Annotated in this window: 11 protein-coding genes; 2 read left to right on the forward strand and 9 right to left on the reverse strand. The window is 71.0% G+C overall.

Going from position 1 to position 16,468, the window contains the following annotated elements:
- Window positions 1–175 precede the first annotated feature (175 nt).
- The 9 genes from FV234_RS06835 to FV234_RS06875 all read right to left on the reverse strand — a co-directional run bounded on the left by FV234_RS06835 (window position 176) and on the right by FV234_RS06875 (window position 12,658).
- Entirely contained in the window at window positions 176–1,318 is a 1,143-nt protein-coding gene (locus FV234_RS06835) for a dimethylmenaquinone methyltransferase (protein ID WP_147828497.1), read from the reverse strand.
- A 76-nt stretch (window positions 1,319–1,394) separates the two neighbouring features.
- Window positions 1,395–2,540 carry an ABC transporter permease gene (locus FV234_RS06840; RefSeq protein ID WP_187273604.1) on the reverse strand — a complete coding sequence of 382 codons (1,146 nt, stop codon included), beginning with the start codon at window positions 2,538–2,540 and terminating at the stop codon, window positions 1,395–1,397.
- Window positions 2,540–3,553: an ABC transporter permease gene (locus tag FV234_RS06845; RefSeq protein WP_147828498.1), complete on the reverse strand. Its 1,014-nt coding sequence runs from the start codon at window positions 3,551–3,553 to the stop codon at window positions 2,540–2,542. The genes FV234_RS06840 and FV234_RS06845 overlap by 1 nt, the downstream gene beginning before the upstream one ends.
- Window positions 3,550–5,442, reverse strand: coding sequence for an ABC transporter substrate-binding protein (locus FV234_RS06850; RefSeq protein WP_147828539.1), 1,893 nt, complete (start codon window positions 5,440–5,442; stop codon window positions 3,550–3,552). The genes FV234_RS06845 and FV234_RS06850 overlap by 4 nt, the downstream gene beginning before the upstream one ends.
- Before the next feature lie 26 nt (window positions 5,443–5,468).
- On the reverse strand, window positions 5,469–6,377 hold the full coding sequence (locus tag FV234_RS06855; RefSeq protein ID WP_147828499.1) for a hypothetical protein: 909 nt from the start codon (window positions 6,375–6,377) through the stop codon (window positions 5,469–5,471).
- Entirely contained in the window at window positions 6,374–8,215 is a 1,842-nt protein-coding gene (locus FV234_RS06860) for an ABC transporter ATP-binding protein (protein ID WP_147828500.1), read from the reverse strand. Before FV234_RS06860 ends, FV234_RS06855 begins: the two co-directional genes overlap by 4 nt.
- Window positions 8,212–10,161, reverse strand: a complete 1,950-nt coding sequence (locus tag FV234_RS06865) for a glycosyltransferase (RefSeq protein WP_147828501.1) — start codon at window positions 10,159–10,161, stop codon at window positions 8,212–8,214. The genes FV234_RS06860 and FV234_RS06865 overlap by 4 nt, the downstream gene beginning before the upstream one ends.
- Window positions 10,149–11,459: a glycosyltransferase family 4 protein gene (locus FV234_RS06870; protein WP_147828502.1), complete on the reverse strand. Its 1,311-nt coding sequence runs from the start codon at window positions 11,457–11,459 to the stop codon at window positions 10,149–10,151. The genes FV234_RS06865 and FV234_RS06870 overlap by 13 nt, the downstream gene beginning before the upstream one ends.
- Complete coding sequence (locus tag FV234_RS06875) at window positions 11,456–12,658, reverse strand: glycosyltransferase (RefSeq protein ID WP_147828503.1); 1,203 nt, start codon at window positions 12,656–12,658, stop codon at window positions 11,456–11,458. The genes FV234_RS06870 and FV234_RS06875 overlap by 4 nt, the downstream gene beginning before the upstream one ends.
- Window positions 12,659–12,921: 263 nt before the next feature.
- Between FV234_RS06875 and FV234_RS06880 the strand changes: the two genes are divergently transcribed.
- Both FV234_RS06880 and FV234_RS06885 read left to right on the forward strand, forming a co-directional pair.
- Window positions 12,922–15,735 carry an ABC transporter ATP-binding protein gene (locus FV234_RS06880; protein WP_147828504.1) on the forward strand — a complete coding sequence of 938 codons (2,814 nt, stop codon included), beginning with the start codon at window positions 12,922–12,924 and terminating at the stop codon, window positions 15,733–15,735.
- Between the two features lie 151 nt (window positions 15,736–15,886).
- Window positions 15,887–16,462, forward strand: a complete 576-nt coding sequence (locus FV234_RS06885) for a hypothetical protein (RefSeq protein WP_147828505.1) — start codon at window positions 15,887–15,889, stop codon at window positions 16,460–16,462.
- Window positions 16,463–16,468: the final 6 nt, after the last annotated feature.

Here is a 16,468-nt window from a genome sequence, read left to right on the forward strand (position 1 = left end):
CTTGCCGAACGGACATGAGCTTCTCGACTCCGGTTGACGACGCTGGCACAATCCCAGCAAAAATTCGGTGTGTCCTACGGACAGACTTCGAGCAAGATCTCAGCCAGGCAATATCCTAGCCATCGCGAAGCGATTGCACAATCGATCCGATCTACCTGCGACTTTTGGAGACGAACTACCCTTTCCAATCCTTCAACGCCGCGAAGGGGCTTGCCGAACGGTCAGGCGGCGGCGGGTTGAGGATCGGCTCGACTTGGGCGATCGCGTCGGCGAGGGAGAAGGCGGAGCCGGCGGGAAGCTTGCCGCCGGCGGCATCCTTGTGGCCGCCGCCGCGGAACTTGCGCGCCCCGTCGAGCGCGGTTTCGTCGTTGGAGCGGAATGACAGCGAGCCGGTGCGCTGAACGTTGCACACGCGCTTGGCGCCGCCGCGGTCCATGATCAGGTCCGAGACGCGCTGGAACGTGCCGGAATCGAGGCCGAACGAGATCAGGGTCCCATCCGAGAGCGGCCGGAATAGCACGTCCGAGCGCGCCAGGACGCGGGCGATCCGCATCCGAGTGGTCAGGGTGCGATCGTCCTCCGTTTCGCCTTCGAGGAGCTTGTCGAGCACCTGCCGGCGCAAGGCGGCGACGCGGGTCTCGATCTCGGCAGGGGGGAGGCCTTCGTCGATCAGCCCGGACACCGCGCGCAGCAAAGCCACGACGAAGCGGTCGTGCCAGGGATGTCCGACCGGCACGAGGTTGGCGACGTTGTCCCAGAACACCTCGTCGAGCATCAGCCCGCCGGCGAAGGTTGGGCGCTCTTTCTTCCACAGGTCGAGGGCGTCCACCGCTTCGACCAGGGCGGTCAGGTCCTCGCCCTCGCGCGCGGCGTAGAGGGCGCGGTTGGCATGCGCCATCTTGGTGGCGCAGCAGGTCTCGTCGATCAGCACGACCACGCCCGGGTCTTCGAGGTCGAAGCGCTTCGGCGAGGCCGTCTCGTCCACCGGCTCGACGCCGTGCTGGCGAAGCTGGTCGATCGAGGAAGCATGGTGGTCGAGGACGATCAGGCGGTGGCGAGCATCCTCGGCCCGCTTGCGGTTCATCGTGGCGAAGCTCTTCAGGAACTTCACCGCCACCGGTTCGAGCCCGAGATCGGTCATGATCAGCGTCTCGGAGGCGTCCGTCTTCGAGAGCCGCTTCAACTCCTCTTCGACTACCGGGCCGACGTCGGAATAGCGCGGAACGTGGACGACCCGCGCCACGTCGACATGGTTGCCGACGATCGCCACGGCGCCGTAGCCGTCGAGGTCGTGATGGGTGATCTGGGTGACGGTCACGGAACTGTCCTCGCGGGCGATCTCGCCGCCTTATGCGGCAGGGCGCGCCGCGGGGCGAGCCCCGCCCTCACACGCCTCAATGATAGGGGTCGGCGGCGTCGCGAAGCCCGTCGCCCAGGAAGTTGAACGCCAGCACCGTGACCAGCACGGGCATCACCGGCAGCAGCAGCCAGGGGTAGAGCTGGACTGCCGCGAGGTTCTGGGCGTCGTTGAGGAGTACGCCCCAGCTCGTCACCGGCGGCCGCAGGCCCAGGCCGAGGAACGAGAGCGCGGTCTCGCCCAGGATCATCGTCGGGATCGACAGCGTCGCCGAGGCGATGAGGTGGCTCATGAAGTTCGGGATCAGGTGCCGGCCGATGACGCGGGCGGGTGAGGCACCCATCAGCTCGGCGGCCTGCACGAAGTCCTCCTCGCGCAAAGCCAGCAATTTTCCGCGCACCGCGCGCGCAAGGCCCGGCCAGTCGAGCAGCCCGAGGATGATGGTGATGCCGAAGAACACCCAGAGCGGGCTCCAGTTCGGCGGCAGCGCCGCCGACAGCGCGAGCCAGAGCGGCAACTCGGGCAGCGACCGCACCACCTCGATCAGCCGCTGCACCGCCGCGTCGACGAGGCCGCCGAAATACCCGGCGACGCCGCCGAACAGCAGCCCGAGGGCGAACGAGATCGCGACGCCGACAAGGCCGATCACCAGCGAAATCCGCGCGCCGTAGATCATGCGCGAGAGCAGGTCGCGGCCGAGGCGGTCGGTGCCCAACAGGTAGAGCGTCCCGCCCTCGGACGGGCAGACCAGATGCCAGTCGCCTCGGCCGAGCGCTGGGACGGCGTATGCGTCGCCGCGGCAGAGGAATCGCAGCGGCTGCGGCGCGGCGGTGTCGGTGACGTAGCCGCGCCGGAATGTCTCCATGTCCAGCTCGGCGCGGTAGGGATAGACGAAGGGCCCGACGAACCGGCCCTCGTGGAACAGGTGCATGCCCTGCGGCGGCGCGAACAGGTAGTCGCCGTTGCGCTTGGCCTGCTCGTAGGGGGCCAGGAACTCGACGAATGGTACAGCTGCGTAGAACGCAAGCAACACGATCGCCGAGGCGACGGCGATGCGGTGGCCCAGGAACTTGCGGAAGATCAGCCGCCAGGCCGAGGCGTAGGCCGTGCCGGAATCGCGGCCGCCGCCGGCCTCTGGGTCGAACGGCGCCGGATCGACGAAGTGAGGCGCCATGGGCACCATCAGCGCGCCCCCATGCGGATGCGCGGATCGAGCCAGACGAGGACGAGGTCCGAGATCAGCATGCCGACAAGCGTCAGCAGCGCCACGAACATCAGGATGAAGCCGGCCATGAACTGGTCCTGGCTCTTCAGCGCGTCGAGCAGCAGCGGGCCGACCGTCGGCAGGCTTAGCACGAGCGAGACCAGCACCGAGCCGGAGACGAGGTGCGGCAGCAGGTTGCCGATGTCGGCCACGAACGGGTTCAGCGACATCCGGAACGGGTATTTCAGCAGCGCCCGCAACGGCGGCATCCCCTTGGCCCGCGCCGTCACCGTGTAGGGCTTGGCCAGCTCGTCGAGCAGGTTCGCCCGCATCCGCCGGATCATCGCCGCCGTGCCGCCGAGACCGATCACCAGCGTCGGCACGGCGAGGTGGGCTACTAGCGACTTGATCTTGGGCCAGTCCCAGGGCTTGCCCGTGAACGAGGCGTCGTAGAGGCCGCCGATCGACAGGCCGAACCAGATGTTGGCGTAGAACAGCAGGATCAGTGCCAGCAGGAACCCAGGCACCGCCAATCCCACATAGCCGAGCACGGTGACGATCGCGTCGCCCGCCGTATGGCGATGGGTTGCGGAGTAGATCGCGATCGGAATCGCCACCAGGTGGACGAAGACCAGAGCCGCGAGGTTGACCACCAGCGTCAGCCAAAGTGCGTCGCCGACCACCTCGGAGACGGGGCGATCGTACTCGAACGACCAGCCCCAATCGCCCTGGAGAAGCCCGGAAAAGCCCGCCGGCCCCGGCATCAGGCCGACCCAGATCAGGTATTGTTCGGTGACCGGGCGATCGAGGCCGTATTGCCGGATCAGCAACTCGGCCTTGGCGACCGAGGCCGCCTCACCCATGGAGCGCAGCTCCATGATCCGATTTGTCAGGAAGTCGCCCGGCGGCAGCTTGATGATCGCGAAGACCAGGGCGGAGATCACCAGCAGCGTCACCGCCATGGTGAGGACGCGGCGAAGGACGGCGATCATCGCAGCGATGCCTGGCGCTCTGTGGGGCGATCCCAGAACACCTCGTCGAGGCGCTGGACGCCGATCATCGCCGTCGGCTCGAACGAGTACAGCGCTTTGACTGGCAGGTTGGCGAGGTGCTCTGCCGCGACCACCGGCTGCAGCGCGCCGCCGACCGTGCCGATCACCCAGGTGTTCTCGGCGTGGTTCATCAGCATCTCGCGCCAGATCTCGGCCTGCTTGCCGACGTCGTCGGTGTCGCGCCACTGCCGGTCGAGGTCGATCAGGCGGTGGACGGCCTCGACGTCGCACGGCTCGCCGCTCGCCCCATGCGTCTCGGCGTGGAGGCTCCAGCGCGGCCAGGAATAGTGGTCGCTCTGCGCCGGGCTCAGCTCGGTCGGCGGCATGATCGCCGTCGGCACAGCGAGGTCGAGGCCCTGCGCCGCCACCATCACCGTCATCCCGGCGATCGACCGCCGGCGCAGGTTCGTCCGCTCCTGCGGCTTGACCACCAGCTTGATCCCGACCTCGCGCCAGAATTCGCCGATCAGCAGCAGCCCGTCGAGGACCATCGAGGCCTCGCCGTCGCTCTCGACCACAAGCTCGAGCAGCCGCCCGTCCGGCAGGAGGCGGATGCCGGAGGCGTCGCGCTTGTCGAGGCCGGCCGCATCGAGGAGCTTTTCCGCCGCCGCAGGGTCGTAGCCGGCATTCAGGGTGCGAAGCTCCGGGGAATACAGCTTGCTCGCCGGGATCGCCGTGTCGTTGCCCTCGGTGCCGAGGCCGAACAGCAGCGTGTTGTTGAGCGTTCGCCGGTCGATGGCGAGCGACAGGGCGTGCCGCCAGCGCACGTCGCGGTTGAGCGCGCGCCAGCCGGGATCGAGGGTCGTCAGGTTCGAATAGAGCGCGATCTCCGAGCCGCGCGCCATCGGCCACAGGTTGGTGCGGTAGCCGTGCGCCCGCTCGCCCTCCTTGAGGCTCGGGATGTCGGGCATCGTCAAGCCGCGAAACATCAAGTCGGCCTCGCCCGCATTGGTCTTGGCGACGAGCAGCCCGGTCGAAGCCACGTCCATGACGATGCGGTCGAGGTAGGGCAGCTGCGTGCCCGCGGTGTCGACGCGATGGTAATGCGGGTTGCGCTCGAACACGAAGCGCGTCGCCGGCGCGCGAGTCCGCGGGCGCCAGCCCTGCAGCGTCGGCGCATCGGGATTGTTGAGCTCGTAGTTGTCGTCCATCCGGTTGTGCAGCGCCGCCCAGCCGCGAAGCTTCTGAGACTTGGCCGCCGCCTCGGCCTTGTCGCGGCCGACGTATCGCGGGTGGACCATCTTGAGGTAATGCGCCGGACGGTAGATCAGAGGGTCGCGTGGTGCGGCCAGCGCCGGCAGGAAACGCGGGTTCGGCCGCTCCCAGACGTAGCGCACGGTCATCGGATCGACGATCTCGACCACGGGCGGACGGCCGTCGACCAGCAGGAAGTCGGGCGGCCCGCCCGGACTCAGGTCACGATCGTTCGCAACGTCCTCCCAGTAGTAGCGGAAGTCCTCGGTGGTGAAGGGTTCGCCGTCGGACCAGCGGTGGCCCTTGCGCAGGGTGAAGGTGAACCGTCCGCCCTCGACCGCGACAGCGGCGAGCACGTCGGGCTGCAGTATGAGGTCGGCATCGTACCCGACGAGGCGGGTGTAGCCGTAGACCGAGAGGTAGCGAACGTCCCGCGCCTTCGCGATCAGCGTGCGGATCGTCCCGCCGCGCGTGCCGAGCTTCCGCCCGGCGGTGAGGGGATCGACGACCAGCGGGGTTTCGGGTGGCCCTGGCGCTGGGGTACCCGCGCGGGCGAAACGTGGGACGAGGAAGGCCACCGGGGCGACCGCGACGCCGACCAGAAACGCGCGGCGGGATAGGCCGCCATCCGACATGTGCACGTCTTGCCTGTCCCGATCGTTCACGCCGCCCTCCCGCTCGCGGTTGGCACCGGGGGATGCACCGACACGTAGGTGAGCCGCGCCGGCGAGTAGCCGGTCGCGCGGTGCAGGTCTTCGAAAGCGTGGGCGTGGGCGATGCCGGCGGCGGCTTCGCGGGCGAGCGGGTCGTCGATCGCCTGTTCGAAGCTGCGGCCGTTGCGCTGCCAGCGGATCGGTTCGGCTGCAGCGTGCCGAGACGCATCGCGAAGGGTCTCGATCATCGCGATGGTCGGGTGCGCCGGGCCGCCGTGGGCGTGGATGCGATGGCCGGCGGCGTCGTCGTCGAACAGCAGGCGATTGAGCCCTAAGCACCGAGCCTCGACCACGCGGCGCGCCTGCGAGACGTGGTCGTCGAAGAACGCGACCGTCTTCGCCGGATCGAGCCGCGACCAGTCTGCCGTCGACCAGTCGGCGGTGCTGTAATGCGCCCGCGGGTCGCGATAGTGCAGGTTCGACAGGTCCGGATCGTGGCAATGGATCGTCGCATCCGGGCAGGCCTGCCGGATTACCCAGGTCGTCAGCCCGCGGAACACGCCGGATTCGATCACCGTGGCCGGCGCTAGCGCCCGCATTGCGACATAGAGCTGGAGCGCGCCGTTGAAGCCGCTGCCGCCGCGCCGCTGGCGTACCGGCGCCGTCGGGATCAACGCCCAGAACTGTCGCGTCGCCGCGTGCACGTCGAGCGCGGTCGCGATCCCCGACGAGGCGAGGTCGCGCTCCAGACTTTCGGCTGCGAAGCGGAGGAGTAGCTCGACCTCGCGCGGCGAGGTCGGCCGGTGCGACCAGTCGGGGGCGGCGGGCACGAGGTCGTAGCCGAGCCGGTCGAAGAATGGCGCGAGCACCCGGCGGCGAAGGCGTTCCAGGGTGCGCGACGGGTGGGGCGCGCTCATGCGGCGCGCCGCGCGTCGGCCGCGCCTTGCCGGACGAAGTAGCCCGGCTCGATCTCGACCATGTGCCCGGCCTCGTCCGGCGCCAGCCGGTACGGTTCCGGCCAACGGACCGGGTCGGAATGGTCGCCGGTGATCGCAGAGAAATCGAGCGGGTGGTCGAGGCTCGGGTCGGGCACCGCGGCGAGCAGGGCGCGGGTGTAGGGGTGAACCGGGTTGCGGAACAGGGCGGCCTTCGGGGCCTGCCCCACGATCCGCCCACGGCACATCACCGCAATGGTATCCGCCATGTAGTCGATCACTGCGAGGTTGTGGGAGACGATGAGGTAGGACAGGCCGAGCGCGGCCTGCAAGTCTTTCAGCAGGTTCAGGATCTGCGCCTGCACCGAGACGTCCAGCGCCGAGACCGGCTCGTCGAGTACCAGCACCTTCGGATCGAGGGCGAGTGCGCGGGCGATGCCGATGCGCTGGCGCTGGCCGCCGGAGAAAGCGTGCGGATAGCGCCCGAGCGCGCCGGCCTCAAGGCCGACCATAGCCATCAGCGCCTCGGCCCGCGCCCGGCGCTCGCGGGTGCCGATTCCGTGGATCTCCATCGGCTCGGTCAGGATCTGGCGCACGGTCATGCGCGGATCGAGGGAGGCGTAGGGGTCCTGGAACACGAACTGCACGGCGCGGCGGTAGGCGAACAGGTCGGCGCCGGCCAGGGCGTGGATGTCACGCGGGCCGCTGCCGTCGTTAAACAGCACCCGGCCGGAATCGGGGGTGAGCGCACGCATCACCATCTTCGACACGGTGGTCTTGCCCGAGCCGGATTCGCCGACGAGGCCGAGCGTCGTGCCGGGGGCGAGGTCGAGCGACACGTCGGAGACCGCCCGCACCACCCGCGGCGGGCCGCCGAACCGCCCGGAGCGCAGGGTGAAGGTCTTGGAGACGCCGGCGACGCGCAGGATCGGGCTGTCGATCGCGACGGGCTTGCGCGCCGGCTGGATGACCGCCTTCGCCGGGCGGATCGGCGTCAGGCGCTCGCCCGGCGCCATGTCGAAGCGCGGTACGGCGTGGAGCAGCGCTTTGAGGTAGGCGTGGCCGGGCTTTCGCATCACCGTGTCGCGCGGGCCGGCCTCGACGAGGCGGCCGCGATACAGCACCGCCACGTCGTGGGCCACGTTGGCGACGACCCCGAGGTCGTGGGTGATCAGCAGGATCGCCATGCCGGTCTCGTCCTGTAGCCGGGTCAGCAGCGCGAGGATCTGGGCCTGGGTCGTCACGTCGAGCGCCGTCGTCGGCTCGTCGGCCACCAACAGGGCGGGCTTGAGGATCAGCGCCATCGCGATCATCGCTCGCTGGCGCAGGCCCCCCGAGAGCTCGAACGGGTAGGTGTGGAGCGCGCGCTCCGGGTCGGGGAAGCCGACGCGGGCGAAGGCATCCTTCGCCCGCGCGTCGGCTTCGGCGCGGCTGGCGTTCGCGTGGATGCGCAGCGCCTCACCGACCTGGTCGCCGATGGTATGGAGCGGCGACAGGCAGGTCATCGGCTCCTGGAAGATCATCGCGATGCCGGCTCCGCGGATCGCGCGCATCTCCGGTCCGTCTGGGGGAAGCGCGGCGATGTCAGTCGCGCCGCGGCCGGTGTCGAACAGGATGCGGCCGCCGCTGATCGTGGCCGCCCGCGGCAGGATGCGCAGGATCGCCTGCGCGGTCACCGACTTGCCCGAGCCGGATTCCCCGACCAGCGCCAGCGTCCGCCCGCGCGTCACGTCGAGAGAAAGGCCGTGCAGGGCGCGGAACGGCGCACCGTGGCCGCCGAAGTCGACCTGCAGGTTCTGGATGGACAGGAGCGGGCTCAAGCGATCCTCGCGGGCACGTCGGCGCAGCGAGTCCAGCACGCCGGCGTCACCCCGTCCACCGCCGACGCCTGGAACAGTTGCCGTGGGTCGCGGATTGCCACCGCCGGGTGCCGGGCCAGGAGTGCGAGCAGCGCATCGAGGAAGTCCCAGATCGTTGCGTCGTGGGCCAGATGATGGGTGAGCAGACCGATCGGGCCGCTGGCTTCCTCCGTGATCGCCCTACACAAGGTATCGACCAGCCGCTCTGGATCGACGAGCGAGCGCGTGCCGCGCCAGTCGATCGGATCGAGCATTACGTCGGCGCGCACGAGGCCGGGTACCGCCGCCGCTGGTACGGACGACAGGCCGCGATAACCGAGCGCTGGCAGAGCGGCGGCGAGGTCGGGCGCGAAGCGGTTCCACGGTGGCACGAACACCGGCAGGAGCCGATCCGCCGGAAGCCGTGCGCGGGCTAAGCGCAGCCCCTCCGCGGCGTCGGCGACGGCGCACAGCAGGGTCCGGTCGGCGCCGAATTCAGACGGTTTGCCGCCGGGCGCCGCATGGTTCGCATGCGCGAGGCCGTGCACCGCGAGGCTGACCCTCCCACAATCGGAGAGCCGCGCGCCGAGGGACGGCGCGACGCCTGCCGGGATCGCCGCGATGAGGAGCGGTGCTGCAACCGATTCGGCGAGTGCAAGCAGCCGGTCGAGCGCCGGGGTCGCGGCGACAGCGTCGTCGTCGCGCCACCAGATCGAAACCGCGCGGCCGTTCTCACCCGCGTCGTCGAGGACGGCGCGCAGGCGGTCGAAAGGGCTCCTGTTTGCCCATTCGGTCCCACCGCGCGCCGCGAAGATCGATTCTACGATCGCAACGGTCCGCTTCGCTCCGCCGAGATCGATGCTGTGCGCGTCAGGCGCCGGCTCCGCACTGGCCGCCTCCACCGCCTTGATGAGGGCGGACGCGGAGAGCGCGCTCTCGGGCACGACTCGGGCAATGGCGCGGGCGGCAAGATGCTCGGCACGCAGGCTCTGCTCGGTCTCGGCACCGGCCGCGAACGGCACCAGCACGGAGGGCGTCCGGGTGGCGAGGAGGTCCACGGCGGTGTTGTAGCCGCAGGCGCTCACCGACACAGCCGCCCGCGCCAGCAGCGGCCGGTAATTTGGCACCGCCCGCGTCAGCACCCCGTCTGCGAGCTCCGCCCCCAGGGCGTCGAACGCGGCCTGCGCGATGCCGTTGCCGGCGAGGATGCGCCAGCCGAGGTCCGGGCGCTGCCGTGCGGCGTCGGCCGCTGCGCGGCAGAGGTCGCGCCCGGCCGCGCTCGATCCGGCCGAGACCAGGATGCCCGAGCGGGTCGCGCCCGCCTCGACCGGCTCGGACGCCTCGTTGACGTAGCCGGTGTAGCGCAGCTTCGGCCGCAGCCCCGCGTCTACCGGCCAGGAGGCGTCGAGGGGGAGGAGGGCGGGATCGCCATGCACCAACACCGCGTCGTACAGCGCGGCGATCCGCGCGTGGGCGATGCGGACCTTCTCGGGCTTGGCCGGCGCGACGAGCACGTCGCGGATCGAGGCGAGGATAAGTGGGCGCGGGCGCCGCGCCGCGGCGGCCTCGACGAGGTCGAGGTATTCGGCGGCAAGCGCCCGGCGACCGAAGGGGAATAGCTCGGTGACGACCACGTCGGGCGCGGCCTCGTCCAGCGCTTGCCGGAGCCGTGCCCGGCGCGCTGCAAGCAGGTCGGCACCCGCTTCCTGCCCGTCCGGGCCGAGGAGTTTTGTAAAGGCGGTGCCGTTGACGTGCAGCGGCGGCAGTTGGACGTGGCGAAGGCCGTCGAGCCGCACTATCGGCGCCGGGTCGCCGCCCGACGCCAGCGTCACCGCATGGCCGGCGGCGGCGAAGGCGCGCCCGATTGCGGCGGCTCGCGTCAGGTGCCCGGCGCCGAGGAGGTGCGTGACGGCGATCAGCACCCGCATGCGCAGGCCCCCGTCGCCGGCGAACTCTCAGGCGCCGCGCGCCGCGGCAGTTCGATCCCGGCCGAGGCGGCGAGCCGCCCGGCGATCAGGTTGATGCCCGCGTCGAGGGAGAAATCCTGCAGCAGGCGCGTATGGGCGGCGTCCGCGAGGCGCCGCCGCTGGGCCGGATCGCCGGCCAATGCGAGAATCGCCGCCGACAGCGCCGCCGGATCGCCGGGCGGGACCAGGCATCCTTCGACCCCGTCGGTGATGAACTCCGGCGTCCCGGCGAAGGCCGTGGCGAGGATTGGCAGCCCCTGCGATGCGGCCTCCATCAGCACGTTCGGCAGGCCGTCGCGGTCGCCGGAGGGCGCAGGCTTGGTCGGCAGCACGAACAGGTCGGCCGCCCGCATCGCCGCAACGACCGCCGGCTGGGCCAGCGCACCGTGGAAGGTGATGCGAGATGCGAGCCCACGTTCGGTGACGCGAGCCTTCAGAGCGTCCCGCAACTCGCCGCCGCCGACGAGGTCGAGGCGCCAGTTCAAGGTCGGCGGCAGGCTCGCCAGCGCCTCGATCAGGTCGTCGTGCCCTTTTTTGGGGACGAGGCGGCCGACACAGAGCAGGCGGATCGGGTCGCCGGCATCCGTGCCGTCCCGCGGCGGGCGGGCAGCCGGCTCGGGAAACCGCGCGAGGTCGAGGCCGTGATAGGCGAGCGCGACGTGGCCGGGTTCCGGGTCAACGCGTCCGGACACCGCCCGCAGGCGCCCGAGCCCGTCGCGGGTGCAGGTCACCCCCCAGGCCGCGTCGGCGAGCTTGTCGGCGAGTTCCCGGTCAGGCGTCGTCCAGATGTCCTTGGCGTGGGCCGAGAAGCTCCAGCTTCGCCCGGTCAGCAGCGCGGCGTAGCAGGCGACGCTGGCCGGCGTGTGCAGGAAGTGCGCGTGCAGGTGATTGACCGCGTCGGGCAGCTCCCGGGCCAGCACCAGGGCCTGCCCGAGGCGGCGCACGCGCGAGGCGGTCGGATCGCGCAGCAGATCCCCCGTGAATTGTCGGACCAGGGCGCCGAAGCGCCGGCGCCGAAGGCCCGAGGCCAGCGCCCGCAGCACCCGCAGCGGCGCCTCGTGCAGGTATTCGGGCAGGTAGGAGACCGGCGCCGCGATCGCGCCGTGCATCGGATGGCGGCTCGCGTCGGTCGGGCGGCGCAGCGACCAGATCGCCAGCGTGAGGCCGCGCCCTTCGAGCGCCAGGATCTCCTGGGCGATGAAGGTCTCCGACAGCCGCGGATAGCCCTTCAGCACGATCGCGATGCGGGCTTCGCTCACGCCCGGTCCCCGAGCGCGAGAGCCGGGGCGGCGGCGTTCAGCGCGCGGACGCGCTCGGCGATCCGGTCGAGGCCGCCGAGCAGGTCCGGGATGTTCGCGCGCGAGGGACGCGCCTGGTCGGGGAGGGCGCGGAGCGCAGCCGCCATGCGCGCAGGATCGCGCCCGTCCGCCTCCAGCACGGTGCGGGCGAGACCGAGGCTCTCGGCGGCCGTCGCGCGAATTTCCTGCTCCCGACGTGGGGTCGTGCGCGGCACCAGCACCGCGCGCTTGTCGAAGGATAGGATCTCGCAGAACGTGTTGTAGCCGCCCATGGCTACTACGCCGCTGGCTTTCTCCATCAACAACTCTATCTCGCTGTCGAAGGTGATCGCCGAGACGTTCCGTCCGATCCGCGCGATCCGCGCGAGGAACGCCGCACGGCTCTCCGGCGCCAGGAAGGGGCCGAAGGCGACCAGCGCCGGCAGCGGGATGCCGGGGTCGGCCTCGTAGGCCGAGATCACCCAGTCGATCAGCCCGTCGCCGTCGCCGCCGCCGCCGGCGGTGACCAGGATGAACGGCTCGGCCGCGACGCCGGGCTCGGCCCGGTCGGGACGGGGCGGGGGCGCAGCGCGGCGGAGGTAGCCGGTATAGGTCGTGCGGTCGGCGAAGTCGGCGCCGACGGGGAGCGCGGCCAGCGGCCGGTGGATGCGCGACAGCCCGTAGACCCAGATCTCGTCGTAGAAGCTGCGGACCGCCTCGGAGGACCCCTTGCGCTCCCATTCCGGCGCGAGCAGCTCGGGCGCGTCGAGGACGTCGCGCAGGCCCAGCACCACGCGGCAGTCGCGGGCGCGCAGATGCTCCAGCGTCGCCAGCATCTCGCCGTGGAAGCCCGTCGGCTCCTTGTCGACGATCAGCAGGTCCGGCCGGAAGTCCCGCGCGGTGCGCAGGACGATGTCGGCGCGCCGGGCCACCGTCTCCGGCAGCGGCACCTGCGGGTCGAGGCCGGCATAGCTGCCGTCGGGCCGCTTGGTCACGCCCGGCACCCGCACCGCGGAGACGCCGCGGGCGAAGGCGAACCGATCCACCACCGCGGAGCCGGAGACGATCACCGCCTCGACCTCGCCGGTGCCGGCGAGCGCGTTCGCGATCGTGCGCGAGCGGCGCAGGTGCCCGAGCCCGAAGGTGTCGTGGCTATAGATCAGGACGCGGCTCGCGCGCATCACGGTCTCATCCTCGAACGCCCCCTTGCCGCATCGCGATCCGCCTCTCGGCCGCGCCGCCGCACTCGCAGCGTCGCAGCCGGCCTGCGGTCGCACAAGCCGGGCCGCCGTGACAATGCCCGCGGGAGGACGGCCGTGACGGTCGGCGGCACCTGTGAGCTGTCGCACGCCCGCACTTCGCCTTTCCGTCGCAGGGTGACATGCGTGTGACGCGCGGGCCTACGAGGCTGTATGGGGAGCGTGGCGAAGGCCGGGGAGGGGTGATGCGCGATCTGGAGCCGACGCTCTTCGGCTATATCTGGCGGCATTCGCGGCGCGACCAGCTCGCGATCTGCGCCGTCGTGCTCGCGTCGCTGCCGTTCTACTTCGCCTCGCTCGACCTGCCCAAGCGCATCGTCAACGACGCCATCTCCGGCAAGGCGTTCAAGAACGGGCACGACACGGTCGACTTCCTCGACCTGATCATCCACTGGCCCGGCTGGCTCGGCGGCGACGAGGACGTGCTGTTCTCCGGCTTCCAGGTCGACCGCACCGGGTTGCTGTTCGGGCTGTCCGGGCTGTTCCTGACGCTCGTGCTGATCAACGGCGCGTTCAAATTCTGGATCAACCTGAGCAAGGGCGTCCTCGGCGAGCGCATGCTGCGGCGCCTGCGCTTCGAGCTGTTCTCGCTGATGCTCCGCTTCACGCCGGAGACCACCCGCGAGGTGAAGTCGTCGGAGACCGCGACCATCATCCGCGACGAAGTCGAGCCGATCGGCGCCTTCATCGGCGACGCGCTGGTGGTGCCGTGCTTCCTTGGGACCCAGGCGGCGACGGCGCTGATTTTCATCCTGATGCAGAATTTGTGGCTCGGCCTCGTCGCCGGGTCGATCGTGATGGTGCAGATCATCGTGATCCCGCGCCTGCGCCGCGAGATCATCCGTCTAAGCCGGCGGCGGCAGATCGCGTCGCGCAGCTTCGCCGGCCGGGTCGGCGAGGTGCTGGACGGGCTCGAGGCGGTCACCGTCAACGACACCGGCCGCTGGGAGCGCGCCGAGATCGGCGGGCGATTGTTCAGCCTCTACGATTTGCGATTGCGCATCTATCGACGCAAGTTTCTCGTCAAGTACCTGAACAACCTTCTCGCACAGATCACGCCATTCCTGTTCTACGCGATCGGCGGCTTGTTCGCGCTGCGCGGCCAGCTCGACATCGGCCAGCTCGTGGCGGTGCTGGCCGCCTACCGAGACCTGCCGCCGCCGCTGAAGGAGCTGATCGACTGGGACCAGCAGCGCCTCGACGTCGAGGTGAAGTACGAGACGGTCGCCGCCCACTTCGCGCCGCACCGGCTGCGGCCGTCCGAGCCCGAGGGCGAGGGCCTGGTTCGGCCGCTCGGCGGCCCGCTCGAGCTCGACGGCGTCAGCCTCAAGGATCCCCTCGGCGGCCCCGCGCTCGAACTCGGCGGCGTCAGCCTCGCGATGCCGGTGCAGGCGGCGATCCTGGCGCCGGCAGGCGGCCTCGGCCACGTCGTCGCACGCCTGGTCGCCGGGCTGCAGGTGCCGCAGGGCGGGACGGTGCGGGTCGGCGGCGTGGACGTCGCCACCCTGCCGCAGGCCCGGCGCGCCCGCGCGATCGCCTATGCCGGGCCGGAGCCGGTGCTGTTCCCCGGCACGATCCGCGACAACCTCGCCTACGGCCTGCGCCGGCGCCCGGTGATCCGCGACGACGCGGCCAGCCCCGAGCGCGCGCGGCGCCGCCGCGCCGAGGCCCGGCGCACGGGAAACCCGATCGAGGACGCGGGCGATCCGTGGATCGACTACGCCGCCCTCGGCGTCGCGGACGCCGCCGCCCTCGACGCCCGCATGCTCGACCTGCTGAACCGCCTCGGCATGGGCGACGACCTCTACCGCTTCGGCCTTGGCGCCTACAGCCTCGTGCGCCACGATTCCGACCCGGGGCGCCGGGTCGTCGCCGCGCGCCGGAACCTGCAGCAGCACTTCGCCGCCGCGGGCATGGGCGACCTCCTGATCCCCTTCGATCCGCGGCGCTACAACGAGCAGGCGACGATCGCCGAGAACCTCCTGTTCGGCGTCCCCACCGTGCCGGCGCTGACCGGGCGCGACCTCGCCGCCGAGCCGCGCTTCCGCGCCGCGCTGGACAAGCTGTTCCTGCTCGACGACCTCGCCCGGATGGGCGTGGCGATCGCCCGCAACCTCGTCGAGATCTTCCGCGACGTGCCTCCGGGCCATCCGCTGTTCCGACGGTTCTCGCTGATCGCGCCGGACGAGCTGCCGGTCTTCGAGCAGCGGCTCTCGGTGTTGGACGCCGACGAGACGCCCCCGGCCGCCGACAACGAGGCGTTCCTCGCCCTGGCGCTGGCCTACGTCGAGCCGCGCCAGCGCCTCGGCCTCCTCGACGGGCCCTATGAGGCCCGCCTCGTGGCGGCGCGCTACGCGATCCGCGAGGCCCTGCGGCGGGAGGACGGCGAAGAGGACGGCGAAGAGGACGTGGAGCCCTACGATCCCGAGCGGATCAACCGGCACAGCTCGGTGCTCGACACGCTGCTCTTCGGCCGGATCAACACCGCGCGCATGCACGGCGAGGCCGAGATCCAGCGCCAGGTCCGCCTCGTCGTGAAGGAGTTCGACCTCGAACGCGGCATCCGCCTGCGCGGGCTGGAGTTCAACGTGGGCAACCGCGGCCGCCTGCTCACGCCGCGCCAGCAGGCCATCGTGGATCTCGCCCGCGCGATCCTGCGGCGCCCGGAGATCCTCGTCGTTGACGGCACGATTCCGCATCTGGACGGCGGCGCCGACGCCCTGATGACGGCCGTGACCAGCGGCGGCCCGCGGATCAGCCTCCTGGCTGTCGCCGCGACCGACGCCGAGGCGGCGCCGTTCCCGGTGCGGCTGCGTTTCGACAAGACCGGCGCCGTGACCGTCGACGCAGAGCGGAAGCCGGAGACCCCGGCACCGGAAAACGCGACACCCGAAAACTTGGAACCGGAGACCCCGGCACCGGAGACCTCGGCACCGAAGACCTCGGCACCGGAAAACGCGACACCCGAAGTCTTGGAGCCGGCGGCACGCACGGCCTGATGCGGGCGACGAAACCCGTCTTGTCCGCTCAAGATGGCGGTATCGGAAACCGATTTCTCACCTTCGCCTCGACAAGATGCGGAAGAACCGTCATGGAATACGGTACGCGCTCGCGCGTTCCTGCCCCAAATCGAAGAGAATCATACGCCGCATGTTGCGCAGCCGTGTGCGACGGTCCTTTACCGTCGAGGTCAAGTCGAAGAACCGCCATACCCCGTCCTGGCCGGAAGACCCCACCCCGTCGCCCGTGAACTGGGCCGCGCTGGATCCGGCGCCCGAGACCCCGTCGCCCTTCGACGCGTTCTGGCCCGACGAGGCCGCCGCCCCGGCGCCCGCGGCGCCGGCGGAGAAGCCGCGGCGCATCCTGCCGAGCCTGATCGTGGCCGAGCCGGAGCCGGAGCCCGAGACGGTCGAGCCGGCCTCCGCGCGCGAGCCTCGACTGCCGCGGGTCCGGCGGGTGAAGCCGCCGCAGGCGCGCCCCGAGGGATCGCACGCCGAGGCTGCGCGGCCCGAGCTGGCGCGGCCCGCGGCGATCTGGTCGTTCGCCGACATCGCCGACGCCGCCTCCGAGCCAGCCGTCGCCGCGATCCCGCCGGTCCAGGCTCGCCCGACGCCGGTCGCCCCGGCGCCCACGGCGTCGCGCAAGGTCGTGACGCCCCGCACGGCCAAGCCCGCGCTCGCACCGGGCGAACGTTGGAAGCGGCGCCTGCCGCGCTCCTGCCGCTAGGACGGT

This window comes from Methylobacterium sp. WL8 (assembly GCF_008040045.1).
GTDB lineage: Bacteria > Pseudomonadota > Alphaproteobacteria > Rhizobiales > Beijerinckiaceae > Methylobacterium > Methylobacterium cerastii.

Coding starts and splice junctions, on each gene's coding strand:
- FV234_RS06850 (WP_147828539.1), bottom strand. CDS start 5,442: ATGTCGGATGGCGGCCTATCCCGCCGCGCGTTTCTGGTCGGCGTCGCG.
- FV234_RS06865 (WP_147828501.1), bottom strand. CDS start 10,161: ATGCGGGTGCTGATCGCCGTCACGCACCTCCTCGGCGCCGGGCACCTG.
- FV234_RS06840 (WP_187273604.1), bottom strand. CDS start 2,540: ATGGTGCCCATGGCGCCTCACTTCGTCGATCCGGCGCCGTTCGACCCA.
- FV234_RS06845 (WP_147828498.1), bottom strand. CDS start 3,553: ATGATCGCCGTCCTTCGCCGCGTCCTCACCATGGCGGTGACGCTGCTG.
- FV234_RS06885 (WP_147828505.1), top strand. CDS start 15,887: ATGTTGCGCAGCCGTGTGCGACGGTCCTTTACCGTCGAGGTCAAGTCG.
- FV234_RS06880 (WP_147828504.1), top strand. CDS start 12,922: ATGCGCGATCTGGAGCCGACGCTCTTCGGCTATATCTGGCGGCATTCG.
- FV234_RS06855 (WP_147828499.1), bottom strand. CDS start 6,377: ATGAGCGCGCCCCACCCGTCGCGCACCCTGGAACGCCTTCGCCGCCGG.
- FV234_RS06875 (WP_147828503.1), bottom strand. CDS start 12,658: ATGCGCGCGAGCCGCGTCCTGATCTATAGCCACGACACCTTCGGGCTC.